This window comes from Burkholderia cenocepacia, from assembly GCF_014211915.1.
Classification (GTDB): Bacteria; Pseudomonadota; Gammaproteobacteria; order Burkholderiales; family Burkholderiaceae; genus Burkholderia; species Burkholderia orbicola.
In genome coordinates this window covers 1,005,149-1,025,305 of sequence record NZ_CP060041.1, presented here as the reverse complement: position 1 = coordinate 1,025,305, position 20,157 = coordinate 1,005,149, and the positions used below count along the sequence as shown (strand labels likewise).

The 20,157-nt window shown below is 68.8% G+C and carries 14 protein-coding genes and 2 pseudogenes; 7 read left to right on the top strand and 9 right to left on the bottom strand.

The annotated features are described in order from the left end of the window. Nucleotides 1–17 precede the first annotated feature (17 nt). Both SY91_RS33780 and SY91_RS33775 read right to left on the bottom strand, forming a co-directional pair. On the bottom strand, nucleotides 18–1,805 hold the full coding sequence (locus SY91_RS33780; protein WP_023477960.1) for a glycoside hydrolase family 15 protein: 1,788 nt from the start codon (nucleotides 1,803–1,805) through the stop codon (nucleotides 18–20). Further along, nucleotides 1,802–2,785, bottom strand: a complete 984-nt coding sequence (locus SY91_RS33775) for an SDR family oxidoreductase (RefSeq protein WP_023477961.1) — start codon at nucleotides 2,783–2,785, stop codon at nucleotides 1,802–1,804. Before SY91_RS33775 ends, SY91_RS33780 begins: the two co-directional genes overlap by 4 nt. A 274-nt stretch (nucleotides 2,786–3,059) precedes the next feature. On the opposite strand from SY91_RS33775, the gene coxB reads away from it, so the two are divergent. The 4 genes and pseudogenes from coxB to SY91_RS33755 all read left to right on the top strand — a co-directional run bounded on the left by coxB (nucleotide 3,060) and on the right by SY91_RS33755 (nucleotide 8,745). Continuing rightward, nucleotides 3,060–4,121 (top strand): cytochrome c oxidase subunit II, encoded by a 1,062-nt coding sequence (gene coxB, locus SY91_RS33770; RefSeq protein ID WP_023477962.1) that lies wholly within the window; start codon nucleotides 3,060–3,062, stop codon nucleotides 4,119–4,121. A gap of 13 nt (nucleotides 4,122–4,134) precedes the next feature. Then, the gene (gene ctaD, locus SY91_RS33765) at nucleotides 4,135–6,774 is read left to right on the top strand and encodes a cytochrome c oxidase subunit I (RefSeq protein ID WP_185921486.1); all 2,640 of its coding nucleotides are present in this window, start codon (nucleotides 4,135–4,137) and stop codon (nucleotides 6,772–6,774) included. Next, nucleotides 6,771–7,172: a hypothetical protein gene (locus SY91_RS33760; RefSeq protein WP_023476663.1), complete on the top strand. Its 402-nt coding sequence runs from the start codon at nucleotides 6,771–6,773 to the stop codon at nucleotides 7,170–7,172. Before ctaD ends, SY91_RS33760 begins: the two co-directional genes overlap by 4 nt. Beyond that, a pseudogene (locus SY91_RS33755) lies at nucleotides 7,163–8,745 on the top strand (c-type cytochrome). Before SY91_RS33760 ends, SY91_RS33755 begins: the two are co-directional and overlap by 10 nt. A 91-nt stretch (nucleotides 8,746–8,836) precedes the next feature. Here the strand turns inward: SY91_RS33755 and SY91_RS33750 are convergent. Both SY91_RS33750 and SY91_RS33745 read right to left on the bottom strand, forming a co-directional pair. After that, a pseudogene (locus SY91_RS33750) lies at nucleotides 8,837–9,207 on the bottom strand (addiction module antidote protein). 44 nt (nucleotides 9,208–9,251) lie between these two features. Then, nucleotides 9,252–10,712, bottom strand: coding sequence for an efflux transporter outer membrane subunit (locus SY91_RS33745; RefSeq protein WP_043887766.1), 1,461 nt, complete (start codon nucleotides 10,710–10,712; stop codon nucleotides 9,252–9,254). 77 nt (nucleotides 10,713–10,789) lie between these two features. Here SY91_RS33745 and SY91_RS33740 point away from each other — a divergent pair, with 77 nt between their 5' ends. The 3 genes from SY91_RS33740 (at nucleotide 10,790) to SY91_RS33730 (ending at nucleotide 15,751) form a co-directional block, all read left to right on the top strand. Further along, complete coding sequence (locus tag SY91_RS33740) at nucleotides 10,790–11,407, top strand: TetR/AcrR family transcriptional regulator (RefSeq protein WP_023476658.1); 618 nt, start codon at nucleotides 10,790–10,792, stop codon at nucleotides 11,405–11,407. Between the two features lie 82 nt (nucleotides 11,408–11,489). Continuing rightward, the gene (locus SY91_RS33735) at nucleotides 11,490–12,614 is read left to right on the top strand and encodes an efflux RND transporter periplasmic adaptor subunit (protein ID WP_043887764.1); all 1,125 of its coding nucleotides are present in this window, start codon (nucleotides 11,490–11,492) and stop codon (nucleotides 12,612–12,614) included. Next, nucleotides 12,611–15,751 (top strand): efflux RND transporter permease subunit, encoded by a 3,141-nt coding sequence (locus SY91_RS33730; RefSeq protein ID WP_023476656.1) that lies wholly within the window; start codon nucleotides 12,611–12,613, stop codon nucleotides 15,749–15,751. Before SY91_RS33735 ends, SY91_RS33730 begins: the two co-directional genes overlap by 4 nt. Nucleotides 15,752–15,889: 138 nt before the next feature. Here the strand turns inward: SY91_RS33730 and SY91_RS33725 are convergent, their stop codons facing one another. The 5 genes from SY91_RS33725 to SY91_RS33705 form a co-directional block, all read right to left on the bottom strand. Then, nucleotides 15,890–16,288: a RidA family protein gene (locus tag SY91_RS33725; protein WP_023476655.1), complete on the bottom strand. Its 399-nt coding sequence runs from the start codon at nucleotides 16,286–16,288 to the stop codon at nucleotides 15,890–15,892. Nucleotides 16,289–16,377: 89 nt separating this feature from the next. Beyond that, on the bottom strand, nucleotides 16,378–17,154 hold the full coding sequence (benD, locus tag SY91_RS33720; protein ID WP_043887762.1) for a benzoate diol dehydrogenase BenD: 777 nt from the start codon (nucleotides 17,152–17,154) through the stop codon (nucleotides 16,378–16,380). Beyond that, nucleotides 17,151–18,173: a benzoate 1,2-dioxygenase electron transfer component BenC gene (gene benC / locus SY91_RS33715; protein WP_043887760.1), complete on the bottom strand. Its 1,023-nt coding sequence runs from the start codon at nucleotides 18,171–18,173 to the stop codon at nucleotides 17,151–17,153. The genes benD and benC overlap by 4 nt, the downstream gene beginning before the upstream one ends. 39 nt (nucleotides 18,174–18,212) lie before the next feature. Continuing rightward, entirely contained in the window at nucleotides 18,213–18,701 is a 489-nt protein-coding gene (gene benB, locus SY91_RS33710; RefSeq protein ID WP_023476654.1) for a benzoate 1,2-dioxygenase small subunit, read from the bottom strand. Then, nucleotides 18,698–20,056, bottom strand: coding sequence for a Rieske 2Fe-2S domain-containing protein (locus tag SY91_RS33705; RefSeq protein WP_011545512.1), 1,359 nt, complete (start codon nucleotides 20,054–20,056; stop codon nucleotides 18,698–18,700). Before SY91_RS33705 ends, benB begins: the two co-directional genes overlap by 4 nt. Nucleotides 20,057–20,157: the final 101 nt, after the last annotated feature.

Below are 20,157 nucleotides of genomic sequence, written 5' to 3'. Positions count from 1 at the left end.
CGGGACGGCGCGACACCCTAACCGATGTCCACGTCGTCCCGCCCGTCGCCCTGCAACGCGAGCGCCGCATTGACGAGCCCGACCTGCGCGAGCGTGAACGGAAAATTCCCGCACAGGCGCCGCGCCGTCACGTCGTATTCCTCGGACAGCAGCCCGACCTCGTTGCGCAGGCCGAGCAGCCGCTCGAACAGCGCGTGCGCGTCGTCGTCGCGCCCCTGCATCCGGTACACCTGCACGAGCCAGAAGCCGGCCGGGAGAAACGCGCCTTCGTCGCCCTCGCAGCCGTCCACGAAACGCGGCGGCCGATAGCGGAACGGCAAGCCGTCGTTCATCAGTTCGCGCTCGATCGCGGCGACCGTCGCGACCACGCGCGGGTCGGACGCATCGAGCATCCCCGTCAACGGAATCAGCAACAGGCTGACGTCGATGCCGTCGCCGTCGAAGCGGTCGACGAAGCGGCTCCACTGCGCGTGATAGCCGTGCCCGAGCACCTCCGCACGCACCGCATCGGCCCAGCGCCGCCATACGTCGAGCGGCGCGTGGTGGCCGAAGGCGCGCGCGGAACGGTACGCGCTTTCGACCGCGACCCATACCATCACCTTCGACGACGTGAACGGGTGCCGGCCGCTGCGCACTTCCCAGATGCCTTCGTCCGGCTCGCGCCAGATCGTCGCGAGATGTTCGAGCAGCCTCCGCTCGAGCGTCCACGCGTCGTCATCGGGCGGCAGCCCGTGCCGGCGCGCCTGGTACAGCGCCCCGAGCACCTCGCCGTACACGTCGAGCTGCAACTGGTCGGCCGCCGCGTTGCCGAAGCGCACCGGCTTCGCGCCTTCGTAGCCGGCCAGATGCACGGCTTCCCACTCGGCCGCGCGCCGGCCGCCGTCGGCCGCATACAGCACCTGCAGTTGCGACGGATGATCGGCGATCGCGCGCACGAGCCAGTCGCGCCAGCGCGCGGCTTCGTCGCGATAGCCGCAGCGCACCAGCGCACGCAGCGTGAAGCTCGCATCGCGCAGCCAGCAGAACCGGTAGTCCCAGTTGCGCTTGCCGCCGAAGCGCTCGGGCAGCGAACTGGTCGGCGCCGCGACGATGCCGCCCGTGCGCACGCTCGACAGCAGTTTCACCGTGATCAGCGCGCGTTCGATCGCGTCGCGATGCGGGCCCTTCGCGGCATTGCAATCCGACCAGCCACGCCAGAATGCCTGCGTGTCGTGCAACGACGCGTAGGGATCGGGCACGGCCGGCGCCGGGTCGAACGAGCGCGCGTAACTGATGCAGAACTCCACCCGCTCGCCCGCCGCGATCCGTCGCGTGCCGACCAGCCGGTCGCTCTGCACGTCGAGCCGCGCATCCGTGTCGAGCCACATCGCATCGCCGCCCGTCATCATCCGCCAGCGCCGGCCCAAACGCCGGCACCACGGCAACGCGCTGCCGTAGTCGAAGCGCACGCCGAGATCGATGTCGACGTCGACCGTCCCGCGCTCGCCGCGCACGCTGCGGATCAGACACGGATCGCGCACGTTCCAGCTCATCCAGTCGGTGATCGAGATACAGCCCGACGACGTTTCGAACGTCGTTTCGAGGATCGCGGTGCGCGGAAGATAGCGGCGTGTCGTGCGGGCATCGTGCTCGCGCGGCGCAATCCGGAACCGGCCGTTGTCCGGCGTACCGACGAGCGCGGCGAAACATGGCGGCGAATCGAAGTCCGGCCAGCACAGCCAGTCGATGCTGCCGTCGCGCGCGACGAGCGCGGCGCTGCGACCGTCACCGACGAGTGCGTAATCCTCGATCCGCATCGCGCTCATCGGCGCCATTTACGTGCGGCGGCACACGCAGCGGCGAGCACCGCGACGGCCGCGCCGAATGCAAGCGCGCGCGACGCGCCGAGCCCGGCCTCGGCGCCCGTGCGGCTCGCTTCGTCGGTGAATGCACCACGTGTCGCGTGGTGGCCCGGCACCGGCGCCCAGAGGTTCGATGCGCGCGGGCCGGCCGGCGCCGCGCGCTGCTGGCCGCGCACGGCGGTGTGCGCGAGATAGCGGTCGAAGCAGCCGGGCGCGACGCCGTTCGCGACGATCGCCGTCAGCGACGACCAGCCGACCCAGCGCTCGCGGCACGGATGCCGCGCAGCGTGCACGATCGCATCGGCCGCCACCTCCGGCGCATAGACCGGCGCGACCGGACGCGGTGCGTGCGGCAGCACGGATTTGGCCCAGTCGAACTGCGGCGTATCGATCGCGGGCAGTTGCACCATCGTCACGCGCACGCGGCTGCGTGCATGCAGCAGCTCGCAGCGCAGCGCGTCGGTGAAGCCGCGGATCGCGTGTTTCGCGCCGCAGTACGGCGCCTGCAGCGGAATCGACCGGTACGCGAGGGCCGAGCCGACCTGCACGATCGTGCCGCGGTTGCGTGGGGCCATCCGCGCCAGCGCGGCCCGCGTACCGTACACGCAGCCGAGGTAGGTGACGGCCGTCACGCGCGCATAGTCTTCCGGCGAGATGGCATCGAACGGCGCGAACACGGTGACCATCGCGTTGTTGACCCACACGTCGAGCGGCCCGAGCTCGTGTTCGATCCGCTCGGCCGCCGCGTCGAGCGCGGCCGCATCGCTGACGTCGACGGCGATCGGCAGCGCCCGGACGCCATACGCGCGCACCTCGCTCGCGGTGTCGTCCAGCGCGCGCGGATCGCGAGCGAGCAGCGCGACGTTCGCGCCGAGCCGCGCAAACGCGTGGGCGGTCGCACGACCGACGCCGGCGCTCGCGCCCGTGATCGCGACGGTCTTCACGGTCGGTTCCTCCCCTCGTTCGATGCGGGCCGGCACGCGATAGCGGGCCGGAACGGGATGGGCGCAGCAAACGGCATGCCGCCGTCCATGCGAGCCGTATCGCCCCGGCATGTGCCATAAACGGCCGCCCAATTTACAAGCCGGCTGTAACGCACGGGCCGTGGCACGCGCGATTCCGCACCCCAAGGCTGCCTATGAGCGCGCCCCGTGCGCACGAAATTTGCTCTGCCGCGAACGGCTGTCGTCACGCCGCCGAATGCGGCAAGGAGTCGTGTTGCTCGTTCCGCCGTTCAGGAAAACGCGTCGTATTACACGCATCGCACCGTTCGCGTGGGCGGTCGTGCCGGTCGTCGCGCGCGCGGCCGCCGAGCCTGCGGCGCCAGGCAATCCTGCCGCGCCGCTGCCGCTCGCGTACGTCGTGCATGCGGCCGGCCCCGCCGCGCAGCCGGTCTTCGTGCTCGGCTGGGCGCTGCTCGCGCTGTGCACGTTCGTGTGCGTCGCGATCGCCGTGCTGCTGCTGATCGCGCTGTTTCGTCGTCGCGCGCAGGCGGGCGGCGGCTACGGCAGCGGGCTGACGATCGTGACCGTCGGCACCGCGATCTCGATCCTGCTGCTGTTCGGCGCGCTCGTGTACATGCTGCGCGTGCTGGGTGCGGTCGCGGCGCCGCCGCGTCCACCCACGCTGACGATCACCGTGACCGCGCAGGACTGGTGGTGGGCCGTGCGTTATCCGGACGATGCGAACGGCCGGGGCTTCGTCACGGCGAACGAGATTCATATTCCGGTGGGCCAACCCGTCGCGATCGAACTGAAGAGCGCCGACGTGATCCACGCGTTCTGGGTGCCGCAACTCGCCGGCAAGACCCAGACGATTCCCGGCCAGACCAATCGTCAATGGCTGCAGGCAGACCGGCCAGGCATCTATCGCGGCCAGTGCTCGCAATACTGCGGCGCGCAGCATGCGCACATGGCGTTCGAAGTCGTGGCCGAGCCGCCGGCCGCGTTTCATGCGTGGCTCGCCGCGCAGCGCCAACCGGCCCCGGCACCCGCGGCAGGCGCCGGGGCCGAACGCCGCGGCCAGCGCGTATTCGCCGCACGCTGCGCCGGCTGCCACGCGGTGCGCGGCACCGATGCCGCAGGCGACGCGGGCCCCGATCTCACGCACGTCGGCACGCGCCGGCTGCTCGCGGCCGGCACGCTCGACAACACCCCCGACAACCTGCGCCGCTGGATCGCGCATGCGCAGCAGGTCAAGCCGCAGTCGCTGATGCCGTCGATCGCGCTCGCGCCGCGCGATGCCGACGATCTCGCCGCGTATCTCGCGACGCTGCACTGAACCGAGGACGCCGATGGCCATTGCCCGCGACACGCCCGCCCCGCTCAGCCGCGTACCCGATCTCGGCGAAGCGCCGCCCGGCTCCACGCACGAGCGCGTGCTGGCCGAGCTGTGGGAATCGGAACCCGGCTGGCGCGGCTGGCTCGGCACCGTCGATCACAAGCGCATCGGGTTGCGTTACATCGTCACCGCGTTCGTGTTCCTGCTGCTCGGCGGCGTCGAGGCGCTCGTGATGCGCATCCAGCTCGCGCGGCCGAACGCGACCGTGCTCACGCCCGCGCAATACGATTCGCTGTTCACGATGCACGGCGTCACGATGATCTTCCTGTACGCGCTGCCGGTGCTGTCCGGCTTCGCGAACTACCTGTGGCCGCTGATGCTCGGCTCGCGCGACATGGCGTTTCCGCGGCTGAACGCGTTCTCGTACTGGTCGTTCCTGTTCGCGGGGCTGTTCCTGTACGCGAGCTTTCCGCTCGGCGCGGTGCCGGACGGCGGCTGGTTCAACTACGTGCCGCTCACGTCGCTCGACTACAGCGCCGGCGCGAACATCGACATCTACGCGCTCGGGATGATCCTGCTCGGCATCTCGACGACCGGCGGCGCCGCGAACTTCGTCGTCACGCTGCTGCGGATGCGCGCGCACGGCATGTCGATCGACCGGCTGCCGATCATCGTGTGGGGCACGCTGACCGCGTCGGTCGCGAACCTGGTCGCGGTGCCGTCGGTGAGCCTCGCGTTCCTGCTGCTGTGGCTCGACCGCAATGCCGGCACGCATTTCTTCGACGTCGCGCACGGCGGCCGGCCGCTGCTGTGGCAGCACCTGTTCTGGATGTTCGCGCATCCGTGGGTCTACGTGGTCGTGCTGCCGGCGATGGGGATCGTGTCGGATGCGCTGCCGACTTTCTGCCGGCGGCCGCTCGTCGCGTACGAGGCCGTCGCGGTGTCGACCGTGGCGACGATGCTGATCGGCTTCGAGGTGTGGGTCCACCACATGTTCGCGACGGGCATCGCGCCGCTCGCGCTCGCGTTCTTCGGCGCCGCGAGCATGCTGATCTCGATCCCGAGCGCGGTCGCGGTGTTCGCATGGATCGCGACGATCTGGACCGGCCGCCCCGTGTTCCGCACGCCGTTCCTGTATTTCGCGGGCTTCGTGCTGATGTTCGTGGTCGGCGGCGTGTCCGGCGTGATGACCGCGGCCGTGCCGCTCGACTGGCAGCTCACCGATACGTACTTCGTCGTCGCGCACCTGCATTACGTGCTGCTCGGCATCAACGTGTTCCCGGTGCTCGGCGGCGTCGCGTACTGGTTCCCGAAGTTCACCGGGCGGATGATGAACGAGCGGTTCGGCAAGCTGACGTTCTGGGTCGTGCTGGTCGGCTTCAATCTCGGCTTCTTTCCGATGCACATCTCCGGGCTGCTCGGGATGCCGCGCCGGATCTATACCTATCCATCGGGGATGGGCTGGGACACGTCGAACCTGCTGACGACGATCGGCTCGTTCGTGTTCGGGATCGGCATCGTGATGTTCGTCGTCAACGCGCTGGTGAGCGCGCGGCGCGGCGTGCGTGCCGGCGAGAATCCGTGGGGCGCGGCCGGCCTCGAATGGTCGGTCGCGTCGCCGACGCCCGTGTACAACTTCGCGGTGCTGCCGCTCGTCGCGTCGCGGCATCCGCTGTGGGAAACGCGCGACGATCCGACCCGCACCAGCCTGCGGGTCGGCTACCGGCTCGCGGACGGGCGCGAGGCGCTCGCGGTCACGCCGCTCGCCGCCGCGCCGAGCGCGATCCTGAAGATGCCCGAAGACAGTTGCGTGCCGTTCGTGCTCGCGCTGCTCGCGACCGCCGTGTTCGCGGCGATGCTCGCGCGCTCGCCGACGCTCGTCTGCGTGGCCGTCGCCGGTTGCACGATCGCCACCGCCGCGTGGCTGTGGCCGCGCCGCGAACTCGGACAACGCGCGCGCCTGCCGGCCCGCGCCGACACGCAGGCGCCTGCCGCGGCCGCCGGGCTTCATCCGGACGAACCGCCGTCGGCGACGGTGCCGCCCGGTGCGCCGGCCGCGTGCATCGAACCGCTGCCGGTCGGCAGTTGCGGCGAGCGCGCGGGCGGCTGGTGGGGCGTGCTCACGCTGATCGTGACCGAGGCCGGACTGTTCGGCTACCTGCTGTTCTGCTACTTCTACCTGCAGTCGCAGTGGCCCGCGCCGTGGCCGCCCGAAGGCATGCCGAAGATCGGGCTCGCGGCCGCCAACACGGTCGTGCTGCTGTCGAGCAGCGTGTTCGTGTGGCTCGCGGAGCGCGCGGTGCGAGCCGAAAAACAGGCACGCGCGGTCGCGCTGCTCGTCGTCGCGCTGGTGCTCGGCACCGCATTCGCGCTGGTTCAACTGCACGAATGGCGCGACCATCCGTACGGCCCGACCGCGCATCTGTACGGCAGCCTCTACTTCACGATCACCGGGTTCCACCTCGCGCACGTCGTGGCCGGTCTCGCGATCCTCGCGCTGCTCGCCGGGTGGACCGCCGCCGGTTTCTTCGGCCGCGAACGGCGCGTCGCGCTGACGGTCGGCGGGCTCTACTGGCACTTCGTCGATGTCGTGTGGCTGTTCATCTTCACCGCGCTGTACGTATCGCCCTTCTGGCTGAGGAGCACGGGATGAACGACGCCCGACGCGCGTGGACCCCGCTGCTCGCGATCGCGGCCGGCCTCGTCGGCGCGCCCGCGCTGTGGTTCGCGCAGATGCTGGTGTCGGAGACGCTCGCGTCCACCGCGTGCTATCCGCACGGTGTCGCGCAGGCCGTGCCGCGCTGGGCGCACGTCGGCGTGTGGCTCGCGCTGATCGCCGCGGGCGCGTTCGCGCTGGCCGCCGCCTGCGCGACGTGGCTCGCGCGCGCGTGGCGGCATCGGCACGATGCCCACGCACCCGCCGCGACGCGCGACGACAGTACGCGCTTTCTCGCGCGCTGCGGGATGCTCGCCGCGCTCGGCTTCGTGATCGGTCTGGTGTTCACGGGGATCGTCACCGCTTTCGTGGGGCCTTGCAGTCCATGGCGCTGATCTCGTTCGCTTCGTTTCCGTTCCGCGTTCCGGGCCGCCGCGCGGGCGTCGCATTCGCGGTATGCGTCGCGCTCTGCGGATGCGAGATGCGGCAGGACGACGACACGGCCGCACCCGGCAATGCGGCCGACGCCGCGTCGGCGGCGGAAGCGCCCGAGCCCGCGTCGGGCTGGCGGTTCGTGCGGATCGGTGCGTCGGCCGCCGATGCCGGTGCGTCGATGTCCGCGCGCGTGAAGGACGACCGGCGGCTGTCACGCGACCGGGACGCGTCGGTGGCGGACGCGCCATCGTCCGCGGCATCCACCCCGCCGCCCGATGCGGCGTCCGCTTCGACCGCCCGCCGCCCGGTAATCGCCGCGGCTGCCGCGAGCGCCGACGCCGCGACGCTCGCGCGCGGCCGCTACCTCGCGCTCGCCGGCGATTGCGCCGCGTGTCACGACGCGGCCGACCATACGCCGTACGCGGGCGGCCAGCCGGTGAATTCGCCGTTCGGGCCGATCTATGCGCCGAACATCACGCCGGACCCGACGCACGGCATCGGCAACTACACGCTGCGGCAATTCGACGACGCCATGCGGCGCGGCGTGCGCGCGGACGGCAGCCGGCTGTATCCGGCAATGCCGTACCCGTCGTTCGCGCACCTGACCGACGACGACGTGCGCGCGCTGTATGCGTATTTCATGCGCGGCGTCGCGCCGTCCGCGAATGCGGCGAAGCTCACGCAACTGCCGTTTCCGTTCAACCAGCGCTGGGCGCTGGGGTTATGGAGCCTCGTGTTCGCGAACCGCGACCGGTTCACGCCGCAGCCGTCGCAATCCGCGCAATGGAATCGCGGCGCGTATCTCGTGCAGGGGCTCGGCCATTGCGGCGCCTGCCATACGCCGCGCGGGCCGGCCTACAACGAACGCGGCTACGACGAGCGCAGCCCCGCGTTCCTGACCGGCGGCATCAACGACCACTGGTTCGCGCCGAACCTGACCGGCGCGGCCCCGGATGGCCTCGGCCACTGGTCGGCCGACGACATCGCCGCGTTCCTGCGCAGCGGCCATGCGGCACGTGGCGCGGTGTTCGGCGCGATGGCGCCGGTCGTCGGCGAAAGCACCGCGTTGCTGACCGATGCCGATCGCCACGCGATCGCCGTGTACCTGAAGTCGTTGCCCGCGCAACCGACCGCCGCGACGAATCCGCTGGGTGTGGGCGTACCGCGGCTCACCGTGGCCGGCCCGCGGCCGGAAGGCGGCCAGCAGGCGCCCGGAGCCGGTGTGTATGCGGGGTTCTGTGCGCGTTGCCACGGTGCCGAAGGTAAAGGCGTCCCTGATCACGGGCCGGCGCTCGCGGGCAGTTCGATCGTGCTCGCGGCCGATCCGACAAGCGCGATCCGGATCGTGGTCGAAGGCGCGCGGCCCACGCCCGGCAAGCCAGGGCCGGTGCAACGGATGCCGGCGATGCGCGGCGCGTTGACGAGCGGCGAGATCGCGGCGGTGGTCAGCTACGTGCGCGGTGCGTGGGGAATCGGGCCGCGCCGGTGTCGGAGCAGGATGTGAGGCGGTTGCGGGGAGCAATCAAGCGGTAGCGGCGTGCTGCCCGCAGGGCTTGCCGCACGAGGTCGAGCGGGTCAATACGGGCGGGCTTGGCATGAAGCATGCAGCCCGCCCCTGATGACATCATCCGTGGGCCGCCGCACGTGCGTGCGAGCGCGCGCGAGGTCGGCTCAGGCGCGGGTACCGCTGCGGCGGTCTGCGTGGTCGGCGCAACGGTCAGATGCAATCCCAACGCGGCGACGACCTTCATGATCGTTGCAAACTCCGCGTTCCCACCTTCCGACAGCGCGCGGTAGAGCGCTTCACGCTTCACGCTTCACACCGGACTCGCGCGCCAGCGCCGTCATGCCACGCGCCTTCGCGACGTTCCCGAGCGCGGCCTGGATCAGTCGAGGCTCCCCATCTTCGAACGCCTGCGCCAGGTAGTGACGAATCGCTTCTTCGTCCTTCAGGTACTTCGAGCCATCGAATTCGGCCAGTTCGCTGATTTTCATCTTCAATCCTCCCGTTCGGCGGCGATCAGGTTCCGATACTACCGCTACCGGCTCGCAACGGCCTGCGCTTCCGGCGCCTGCCACCCACCGCCGAGCGCCTTGAATGCAGCCACCGCCGCACGCGCCGATTCGGTTCTCGCCTGCACGCGCTCGTCGGACGCGCGCAACAGGCTTTCGTCGGCCTGCAACACCTCGATCAGGCTGACGACCCCTTTCTGATAAGCCGCGAACGACGCGGCCCGCGCTCGGCCGAGCGACTTCACGCCGTCACCGAGAATGGCCGCCTGCTCGTCACGCTTGACGAGCGCGGAGAACGCATTCTCGACGTCCTCGGTCGCATGCAGCGCCGCGAGCCGATACGCCGCGAGCATTTCGGCATCCTGCCCTTTGGCCTGCGCGATCTGCGCGTTGATCCGGCCGAAATCGAACAGACGCCAGCGCAAGCCGAGCACGCCCGCAGCCTGGTTCGCGCCGCCGGCAAACAGGTTGCCCGCGCCCATCGTCGTCGCGCTGCCGATCAACCCGCCCAGCGAGAACTTCGGGTAATACTCGGCGATCGCCACGCCGACGCGTGCGTTCGACGCCGCCACGCGGCGCTCGGCGGCGATCAGGTCGGGCCGGCGCCGCAGCAGTTCGCCGGGCGTGCCGGTCGCCGCGATCCGCGGCGCGACCGGTACCTCGCCGCCGGCAAGCAATTCCGCGCGATGCGTGCCGGGCTGCGCGCCGAGCATCACGTCGAGCGCATTCATCGCCGCGTCCAGCGCCGCTTCGAGCACCGGCACCGTGGCACGAACCTGCGCGAGCGCGCCTTCGGCCTGCCGCACCTGAAGCTCCGCCGCGAGGCCCTTTCCATAGAGCAGGTTGAGAGTCGACAGCAGATCCTGCTCGGTCTGCACCTGGTGCCGCGCGACCTCGAGCCGGCCCTGCAACCCGCGAATCGTGATGTAGGTATCCGCCGTTTGCGCGGCGACGGCGAGCCGCGTCGCGACTGCCGCCGCTTCGGAGGCCTGATAGTCGGCGAGCGCTGCTTCGCGGCCGCGGCGCAATCCGCCGAATACATCCAGCTCCCAGCTCGCGTTGAAATCGGCCTCGTAGTCGTTGCCATGACGATCGAAACCGGGCGTCGCATTCAACACCTGCCCCAACGGCGTTTCAACCGACTGGTAGACGCGCGCGGCCTGACCGCTCACGTTGCCGGACGGCAGCAGCGCCGCATTCGCCGCGCCGAGCCCCGCGCGCGCCTGCGCGACGCGCGCCGCGGCCTGCGCAAGATCGAGGTTCTGCGCGAGCGCCAGCGTGATGTAGCGCGTCAATTGCGGATCGCCGAAGCCCGTCCACCACGTCGCGAGATCGGCGTCGACCGCCGCGTGGCGCTGATCCACGGCGCGCTGCCCCTGGAACTGCCGCGGCATCGCCACGTCCGGCCGCGCATAGTCGGGACCGACGGCACACCCCGCCGACAAGATGGCGGCCAGCGCCGCGGCAACGATGGGTTTGGGTAGCATGAGGGTTTTGGCAAGAATCCGCTAGTGACTATAATACCAAATAGTCACTCGTTGTCCATTCCCGTCAGCTGCAGCCCATGAAAAAAATCGACCCTTCCCCGGTGCCCGCGCGCGGCCCGGCCGACCACGACGTCCGCGACCAGATCGTGGCCGCCGCCACCGAGCACTTCAGCCGGTACGGCTATGAAAAGACGACCGTGTCGGATCTCGCGAAGGCGATCGGCTTCTCGAAGGCCTATATCTACAAGTTCTTCGAGTCGAAGCAGGCGATCGGCGAGATGATCTGCGCAAACTGCCTGCGCGAAATCGAGACGGACGTGCGCGCGGCCGTCGCCGCGGCCGAGCTGCCCACCGAAAAGCTGCGGCGGCTCTTCAAGGTCTCTACCGAGGCGAGCCTCCGGCTGTTCTTCCACGACCGCAAGCTGTACGACATCGCGGCGTCGGCCGCCACCGAAAACTGGCAGTCGGTGCAGGCCTACGAGGCACGCGTGCAGACGCTGTTGCAGGACGTCCTCCAGGCAGGCCGGCAAAACGGCGAGTTCGAGCGCAAGACGCCGCTGGACGAAACCGCGACGGCGATCTACCTCGTGATGCGGCCGTACCTGAACCCGCTGCTGCTCCAGTACAACCTCGACACGACCGACGCCGCGCCCGCCCAACTGTCCAGCCTCGTCCTGCGCAGCCTCGCGCCGTGATGCGTCACCGTTTGTGACTGTTGACTATATTGGTCACTAGATACACAATGAAAGCCCCGCTCACTTCGTCACTGGGTCTTTCATGGTTCGGCGTCGCCCCGCTTTCTTCGCAGTCGCTTCCACACTGCCCCTCGCGCTAGCCGCCTGCAGCGGAAAAGCGCCGTCCGATCCGCGCACGGAAGCACCGCTCGTGCGTACCGCCGTCGTGCAGGCGGCCGTTCCCGCGTCCCGCTCGTTCACCGGCACCGTCGCCGCGCGCGTGCAGAGCGATCTCGGCTTCCGGGTACCCGGCAAGGTGCTGGAGCGGCTCGTCGATACCGGTCAAACCGTCAAGCGCGGCCAGCCGCTGATGCGGCTCGATCCCGTCGACCTGAAGCTCGCGGCGCGCGCCCGCGACGAAGCCATCGCCGCCGCCCGGGCGCGCGCGCGGCAGACCGCCGAGGACGAAGCGCGCTACCGCGACCTGCGCGGCACCGGCGCGATATCGGCATCGGCCTACGACCAGATCAAGGCCGCCGCCGATGCCGCGAAAGCGCAACTGAGTGCCGCCGAGGCCGACGCCGACGTCGCGCGCAACGCGACCGGCTATGCGCAACTCGTCGCGGACGGCGACGGCGTCGTCATGGAAACGCTCGCGGAGCCCGGCCAGGTCGTCGGCGCGGGGCAGCCGGTGGTGCGGCTCGCGCACGCCGGCAGCCGCGAAGCCGTGATCCAGTTGCCCGAAACCCTGCGTCCGGCGATCGGGTCGGTCGCGCAGGCCGGGCTGTTCGGCAAGCCGGACGTCAGCGTCGCCGCGACGCTGCGCCAGCTTTCCGATACCGCGGATGCGAGAACGCGTACTTTCGACGCGCGCTACGTGCTGCAAGGCGCGCTGGCCGACGCGCCGCTGGGCGCGACCGTCACGATCCGCATCCCTGACGACGCGCGCACGGCGTCGCAACGCGGCATGCAGGTGCCGATCGGCGCGCTGCTGGACGCGGGCAAAGGGCCCGGCGTGTGGGTCGTCACCGGTGAACCGGCCAAGGTGACGTGGCGGCCGGTCAAGGTCGAGCATCTCGACGACGACAGCGCGCGCATCGCCGGCGACGGCGCGCTCAAGCCAGGCGAGCGCGTCGTCGCGCTCGGCGCGCAGCTACTGCGCGAAGGCGAAGCGGTGCGCGTGTCCGCGCCGGCCGCGACGGTCGCGAGCGCAGGAGCACGGCCGTGAGCGAGCGACGATTCAACCTGTCGGCGCTCGCGGTGCGCGAGCGCGCGATCACACTGTTCCTGATCTGCCTGATTTCGCTCGCGGGCCTCGTGTCGTTCTTCAAGCTGGGCCGCGCGGAAGACCCGGCGTTCACGATCAAGGTGATGACCATCATCACCGCATGGCCGGGCGCCACCGCGCAGGAAATGCACGACCAGGTCGCCGAAAAGATCGAAAAGCGCATGCAGGAGCTGCGCTGGTACGACCGCACCGAGACCTATACGCGTCCGGGCCTCGCGATCACGACGCTGACGTTGCTCGACAGCACGCCGCCGTCGGAGGTGCAGGAGCAGTTCTACCAGGCGCGCAAGAAGATCGGCGACGAGGCGACCAATCTGCCGGCCGGCGTGATCGGCCCGATGGTCAACGACGAATACGCGGACGTCACGTTCGCGCTGTTCGCGCTGAAGGCCAGGGGCGAACCGCAGCGCCTGCTGGTGCGCGACGCCGAAGCGTTGCGCCAGCGGCTGCTGCACGTGGCGGGCGTGAAGAAGGTCGACATCATCGGCGAGCAGCCCGAGCGCATCTACGTGCAGTTGTCGCACGACCGGCTCGCGACGCTCGGCGTGAGCCCGCAGGAGGTGTTCGCCGCACTCAACGGCCAGAACGTGCTGACGGCGGCCGGCTCCGTCGAGACGCGCGGGCCGGAGATCTTCATTCGCGTGGACGGCGCGTTCGACAAGCTGCAGAAGATCCGCGACACGCCGATCGTCTCGCAGGGCCGCACGCTGAAGCTGTCGGACATCGCGACCGTCGAGCGCGGTTACGAAGATCCGTCGACGTTCTTGATCCGCAACAACGGCGAGCCCGCGCTGCTGCTGGGCGTCGTGATGCGCGACGGCTGGAACGGGCTCGACCTCGGCCGTGCGCTGGACCACGAAGTCGGCGCGATCAATGCGGGGCTGCCGCTCGGCATGAGCCTGACCAAGGTCACCGATCAATCGGTCAACATCAGCTCGGCCGTCGACGAGTTCATGGTGAAGTTCTTCGCCGCGCTGCTCGTCGTCATGCTGGTGAGCTTCGTCAGCATGGGCTGGCGCGTGGGCCTCGTGGTCGCCGCGGCCGTGCCGCTGACGCTGGCCGTGGTGTTCGTCGTGATGGCCGCCACCGGCAAGAACTTCGACCGCATCACGCTCGGCTCGCTGATCCTCGCGCTCGGGCTGCTGGTCGACGACGCGATCATCGCGATCGAAATGATGGTCGTGAAAATGGAGCAAGGCTACGGGCGCGTGGCCGCGTCGGCCTATGCGTGGAGCCATACGGCCGCGCCGATGCTGGCCGGCACGCTGGTGACCGCGGTCGGCTTCATGCCGAACGGCTTCGCGCGCTCCACCGCCGGCGAATACACCAGCAACATGTTCTGGATCGTCGGGATCGCGCTGATCGCCTCGTGGGTCGTGGCGGTGGTGTTCACGCCGTACCTCGGCGTGAAGATGCTGCCCGACTTCAGGAAGATCGAAGGCGGCCACGACGCAATCTACGACACGCCGCGCTACAACCGTTTCCGCCAGGTACTGACGCGCGTGATCGCGCGTAAATGGCTGGTCGCGGGGGCGGTCGTCGGCCTGTTCGTCCTCGCCATCCTCGGCATGGCGGTCGTCAAGAAACAGTTCTTCCCGATCTCCGATCGCCCCGAGGTGCTCGTCGAGGTGCAGATGCCGTACGGCACGTCGATTTCGCAAACGAGTGCCGCCGCATCGAAGGTCGAAGCGTGGCTCGCGAAGCAGAAGGAAGCGCGGATCGTCACCGCGTACGTCGGCCAGGGCGCGCCGCGCTTCTACCTGGCGATGGGGCCGGAGCTGCCCGACCCGTCGTTCGCGAAGATCGTGGTGCGCACCGACAGTCAGGACGAACGCGACGCATTGAAGGCGCGCCTGCGCCGCGCCGTCGCCGACGGCCTCGCGCCGGAAGCGCGCGTGCGTGTCACGCAACTCGTGTTCGGCCCGTATTCGCCGTTCCCGGTCGCGTACCGGATCACCGGCCCCGATCCCGACACGCTGCGCGGTATCGCGTCCGAAGTCGGGCACGTGATGAACGGCAGCCCGATGATGCGCACCGTCAATGCCGACTGGGGCACGCGCGCGCCGACGCTGCATCTCACGTTGCAGCAGGATCGCCTGCAGGCGGTCGGGCTGACGTCCAGCGCGGTCGCTCAGCAGTTGCAGTTCCTGCTCACCGGCGTGCCGGTCACCGCGGTGCGCGAGGATATCCGGACCGTGCAGGTGATCGCGCGTTCGGGCGGCGATGCGCGGCTCGACCCCGCGCGACTCGACGACTTCACGCTCGCTGGCGCGAACGGGCAGCGCATTCCGCTGTCGCAGGTCGGCAAGGTCGACGTGCGGATGGAGGAACCGATCATGCGCTGGCGCGATCGCGTGCCGACGGTCACGGTGCGCGGCGACATCGCCGAGGGCTTGCAGCCGCCGGACGTATCGGCCGCGATCACGAAGCAGCTCCAGCCGATCGTCGGCAAGCTGCCGAGCGGGTATCGGATCGAGCAGGCCGGCTCCATCGAGGAATCGGGCAAGGCCACGACGGCGATGCTGCCGCTGTTTCCGATCATGCTCGCGATCACGCTCGTCATCATCATCTTCCAGGTGCGCTCGATCTCGGCGATGGTGATGGTGTTCATGACGAGCCCGCTCGGGCTGATCGGCGTGGTGCCGACGCTGATCCTGTTCCGGCAGCCGTTCGGCATCAACGCGCTGGTCGGGCTCATTGCGTTGTCGGGAATCCTGATGCGCAACACGCTGATCCTGATCGGGCAGATCCACCAGAACGAACAGGCCGGGCTGGACCCGTTCCATGCGGTCGTCGAAGCGACCGTGCAGCGCGCGCGCCCGGTGATCCTCACCGCGATGGCGGCCGTGCTCGCGTTCATCCCGCTCACGCATTCGGTGTTCTGGGGCACGCTCGCGTACACGCTGATCGGCGGCACGTTCGCCGGCACGATTCTCACGCTGGTGTTTCTGCCGGCGATGTACGCGATCTGGTTCAGGATCGGGCCCGGCCGTGCCGCCGGTTCGCATCACGGCGAGCCCGAACCGGCGTCGCTGCCCGACTCCACGCTTGCGGCCGCGCTCGACGCACGCAACTGACCCTTCCACCGTCCATCCGCTCGAAGGAAACAACCATGTCGAACCCTACCGTGGTCGTCGTGACCGGCGTGTCTTCGGGCATCGGACGCGCGGCCCTGTCTGCGGCAAGCGGGGTTCCCGCGCAACGATAGCCGTCGATCACCGCTGCAGCACCGCCACCGCCTTGATCTCGACGATATAGCCGGGCGAGCCGCCGAGCATGTGCGCACCGATGGCCGTCCACGCCGGCAGCGGATGCGCATGGAAATAGCGGTCGCGCACCTGCATGAACAGCGGCAGGTCACGCATGTCGGTATGGAAGGTCGTGAGGTCGACCACGTCGTCGAGCGATGCGCCGCCGGCATCCAGCACGCGCTTCAGGTTCTCGAACGCCTGCACGATCTGGGCTTCGCGGCCCTCGACCAGTTGCATCGCCGCGTCGCGGCCGACCTGGCCGGACACGTAAACGGTATCGCGAACCTTGATTGCCGGTGCATAGCCGATTTTTTCGTACACGGCTTCCATGCCGGCCGGGATGATCGCTTCGCGTTTGCTCATGAATGTCTCCGTGGCCGCGCTTGCCGCGCCGGCCGGTTATGTGAGGGTCGTCGTGCACGCGGCTGCGGCGCGTGCACCGTCAACGCCCTTCAACCCGTATCGCCGCCCGCGACCGGCAGCACCGTACCGGTGATGTAGCTCGCCTCGTCCGACGCGAGGAACAGGATCGGCGCGATCTGCTCGTCGAGGCTGCCGTAGCGCTTGAAGTACGTCGATTCCGTCACCTGCCGCACGGCCTCGCCCATCCACGCCTGTTCCTGCTCGGTGTCGCCGGCCGCATTGCGCGGCACGCGGCGCGGCGGCGCGCTGGTGCCGCCCGGCGCGGTGGCGACGACGCGGATGTTGTGTTCCGCATATTCCATCGCGAGCGCCGACGTCAGCGCGTTCACGCCGCCCTTCGCCGCCGAATACGGCACGCGGCGAATGCCGCGCGTCGCGTTCGACGAGATGTTGACGATCGTGCCGCCGCCGCGCGCGAGCAGGTGCGGCAGCACGGCGTGACACGCATAGAGCGTCGGCATCAGCGAGCGGCGGATTTCCGCGTCGATCTGCGCCGGCTCGAACTCGGCGAACGGCCGCATGCGAATCGCGCCGCCAACGCCGTTGATCAGGATGTCGATGCCGCCGAACCGCTGCACTGCATACGCGATCGACGCGTGCGCGCCCTCATAGGTCTCGAGATCGGCGACGAAGCCTGCCGTCTCGCCACCGGCCGCCTCGGCCGCCACGTCAGCGACGAAATCCGCGCGATCGACGAACAGCACCTTGCCGCCCTCGGCTGCCGCGCGCAGCGCGACACCGCGGCCGATGCCCTGCGCCGCGCCGGTGACGACGACGACCTTGCCGGAGAATCGTTGCATGGTCATGCCGCCTTTGCCGTGACGTTGGGAGTGAACTTCTCGTAGTGGAAGCTGTTCGGCTTCACGCCTGCGTCGTCGAAATACTGGCGCACCGCATCGACCATCGGCGGCGGCCCGCACAGATACACGTCGACGTCGCCGTCGTTCAGCGCGTCGGCCGGAATATGCTGCGTGACCCAGCCCTTGCGCGCGTGGTTCGACGCCGCATCGGCAACGACCGTCGCGAAGCTGAAGTTCGGCAGCTTCGACGCAACCGCTTCGATCGCATCGACCAGCACGAGATCGAGATCGCGCGTCACGCCGTAGATCAGGTGCACCTTCTGCTGCGACCCGCTGCGCGCGAGCACTTCGAGCATCGACAGGAACGGCGCGAGGCCCGTGCCGCCGGCAAGGAACAGCAGCGGCCGCTGCACGTCGCGCAGGTAGAAGCTGCCGAGCGGCCCGTGCAGTTCGAGCGTGTCGCCGGGTTTCGCCGATTCGAGCCACGTGCTCATCACCCCGCCGGGAATCTTCTTGATCAGGAATCCGACCTTCGTGTCGCCCGGCGCGGACGAGAACGAATACGAGCGATGCTGGCCACTGCCCGGCACGCCGATGTTCACGTACTGGCCCGGCAGGAACGCCGGCGCGCTCGCGCCGACGTCGAGTTCGAGCACGACGGCCGCATCGTTGTGCTGCTCGACCTTCGTGACCGTCGCGGCAAAAGCGCTCTGCCCGGTCTTGCACGCGACCGACGACGTCGGCACCGCGATCACGCAGTCGCTTTGCGGCACCATCTGGCACGTCAGCACGAGGCCGCCGTCCTTTTCGTCCTCGGTCAGCGCATCGTCGATGTAATCGTCGCCGAGGTCGTAGTGCCCGCTCTCGGCGCGGCACTTGCAGGTACCGCACACGCCGTCGGCGCAATCCATCGGCAGGTTGATCTTCGCGCGGAAGGCCGCGTCGAGTACTTTCTCGCCGGCCTTGCAGTCGATGAAGCGGGTCACCCCGTCCTCGAAGTTCAATGCAATCTTGTAGCTGGACATCGCGTCACCTCCACTTCCTTTCATGGCAAACCAACGGCATCAGACGTGATAGATGTCGAGCACTTGCCGGATGTAGTCGTTCTTCAGCACGATCTTCTTGTGTGAAATCAGCAGCGCGTCGCCCGCGCGGCGCAACGTGACGAACATCGTGCCGAAGAAGTGATCGGTCACGCGGTAACGGTGGTTCAGCGTGTGAAAGTTGTAGCGCACGTCGACCTCGTCGTCGCGTTCGGCCAGCACCTCGACGTTCGTCACGTTGTGGCTGGTGCGCGGCTCGGGCGTCGATGCGCCGCTGCGCTCGGTCTTGATCCGGAACACGCGATCCTCGAGGCCGCCGCGATCCGCGTAATACATCAGCGAGATCTCGCTGCGCGGATCGTCGGTCGGCCGGTCATCGTCGTCCCATGCGGGCATCCAGTACGTGACGTCTTCCGTGTAGCAGGTCAGCCACGCGTCCCACTCGCGATCGTCGAGCAGGCGCGCCTCGCGATACAGCGCCGCGCAAATCGTCCGGTAATCGAAGCTCATGCCGCCACCTCCCCGCGTTCCTTCTTCAGCGCATCGCGCATCACGTTCACCCAATGTTCGTGCTGGCACACGAACAGCCCTTCGTCCTCGCTGCGCTCGCCCGAAATGCGCGGGTTCAGCCCCATCTTTTTCGCGTTCTCGTCCGGCCCGTCGACCCACAGCGGCGCACCGCGCGACAGGTCGTTCCACATCGCCGTGATGCCTGCATAGCCGGCCTGGCACGCGCGAAACTCCTCGAGATCGTCGGCCGTGCCCATGCCGGTCACGTTGAAGAAATCCTCGTACTGGCGAATCCGCGTCGTGCGGTCGGCCTCGCTCTCGCCCTTCGGCGCGAAGCAGAAGATGCTGACTTCCGTCTTGTCGACCGCGAGCGGCCGCACCACACGAATCTGCGTGCTGAACTGGTCCATCAGGAACACGTTCGGGTACACGCACAGGTTGCGCGTCTGGTTCACGATGAAATCGGCCTGCACGTCGCCCACGCGCGCCTTGATCTCGTCACGATGCCGGTACACGGGCCGCACCTCCGGGTTCATCGTCCGGGTCCACAGCAGGATGTGGCCGTGGTCGAAGCCGTACACGCCCGCGACCGACTTGCTCCAGCTGTTCGCGTCGACCGCCTTGGTGCCGTCTTCCTTGCGGCGGCCCATCGTCGCCGCATAGTTCCAGTGCACGGTGCTCACGTGATAGCCGTCGCAACCGTTCTCCATCTGCATCTTCCAGTTGCCTTCGTAGATGTAGGACGAGTTGCCGCGCAGCACTTCCAGCCCGTTCGGCGCCTGGTCGACGATCTGGTCGATGATCACGCGCGCTTCGCCGAGGTAATCCTCGAGCGGCAACACGTCGGCGTTGAGGCTGCCGAACAGGAAGCCGCGATAGTTCGCGAAGCGCGCGACCTTCTTCAGGTCGTGCGAGCCGTGCGTGTTGAACTGCACCGGATACTCGGTCGTCTTCTCGTCCTTCACCTTCAGCAGCTTGCCGGTGTTCGAGAAGGTCCAGCCGTGGAACGGGCACGTGAAGCTACCCTTGTTGCCGTGCTTGCGGCGGCACAGCATCGCGCCCTTGTGCGCACACGCATTGATGACCGCATGCAGCTCGCCGGTCTTGTCGCGCGTGATGACGATCGGCTGGCGGCCGATCCATGTCGTGTAGTAATCGTTGTTGTCGGGAATCTGGCTTTCGTGCGCCAGGTACACCCAGTTGCCCTCGAAGATGTGCTTCATCTCGAGCTCGTACAGCTCCGCGTTCGTGAAGATGTCGCGGCGGCAGCGGAAGATGCCGGCCTCCTTGTCATCCTGCACGGCGGTTTCCAGCAGATGATCCAGGTCGTTGGTGTGGTCGATCGTGGCGGACATGATGGCTCCTCCCATGCGCGTGCCGCGTCCTGCAAGCACGCTCGCATCGGTATCGGTTGAATCTCGGGGTGACCGGCCGGCAGCGGTGGCGCTCGCGCGCC

Coding starts and splice junctions, on each gene's coding strand:
- SY91_RS33780 (WP_023477960.1), bottom strand. CDS start 1,805: ATGAGCGCGATGCGGATCGAGGATTACGCACTCGTCGGTGACGGTCGC.
- ctaD (WP_185921486.1), top strand. CDS start 4,135: ATGGCCATTGCCCGCGACACGCCCGCCCCGCTCAGCCGCGTACCCGAT.
- SY91_RS33760 (WP_023476663.1), top strand. CDS start 6,771: ATGAACGACGCCCGACGCGCGTGGACCCCGCTGCTCGCGATCGCGGCC.
- SY91_RS33745 (WP_043887766.1), bottom strand. CDS start 10,712: ATGCTACCCAAACCCATCGTTGCCGCGGCGCTGGCCGCCATCTTGTCG.
- SY91_RS33740 (WP_023476658.1), top strand. CDS start 10,790: ATGAAAAAAATCGACCCTTCCCCGGTGCCCGCGCGCGGCCCGGCCGAC.
- SY91_RS33735 (WP_043887764.1), top strand. CDS start 11,490: ATGGTTCGGCGTCGCCCCGCTTTCTTCGCAGTCGCTTCCACACTGCCC.
- SY91_RS33725 (WP_023476655.1), bottom strand. CDS start 16,288: ATGAGCAAACGCGAAGCGATCATCCCGGCCGGCATGGAAGCCGTGTAC.
- benD (WP_043887762.1), bottom strand. CDS start 17,154: ATGACCATGCAACGATTCTCCGGCAAGGTCGTCGTCGTCACCGGCGCG.
- benC (WP_043887760.1), bottom strand. CDS start 18,173: ATGTCCAGCTACAAGATTGCATTGAACTTCGAGGACGGGGTGACCCGC.
- benB (WP_023476654.1), bottom strand. CDS start 18,701: ATGAGCTTCGATTACCGGACGATTTGCGCGGCGCTGTATCGCGAGGCG.
- SY91_RS33705 (WP_011545512.1), bottom strand. CDS start 20,056: ATGTCCGCCACGATCGACCACACCAACGACCTGGATCATCTGCTGGAA.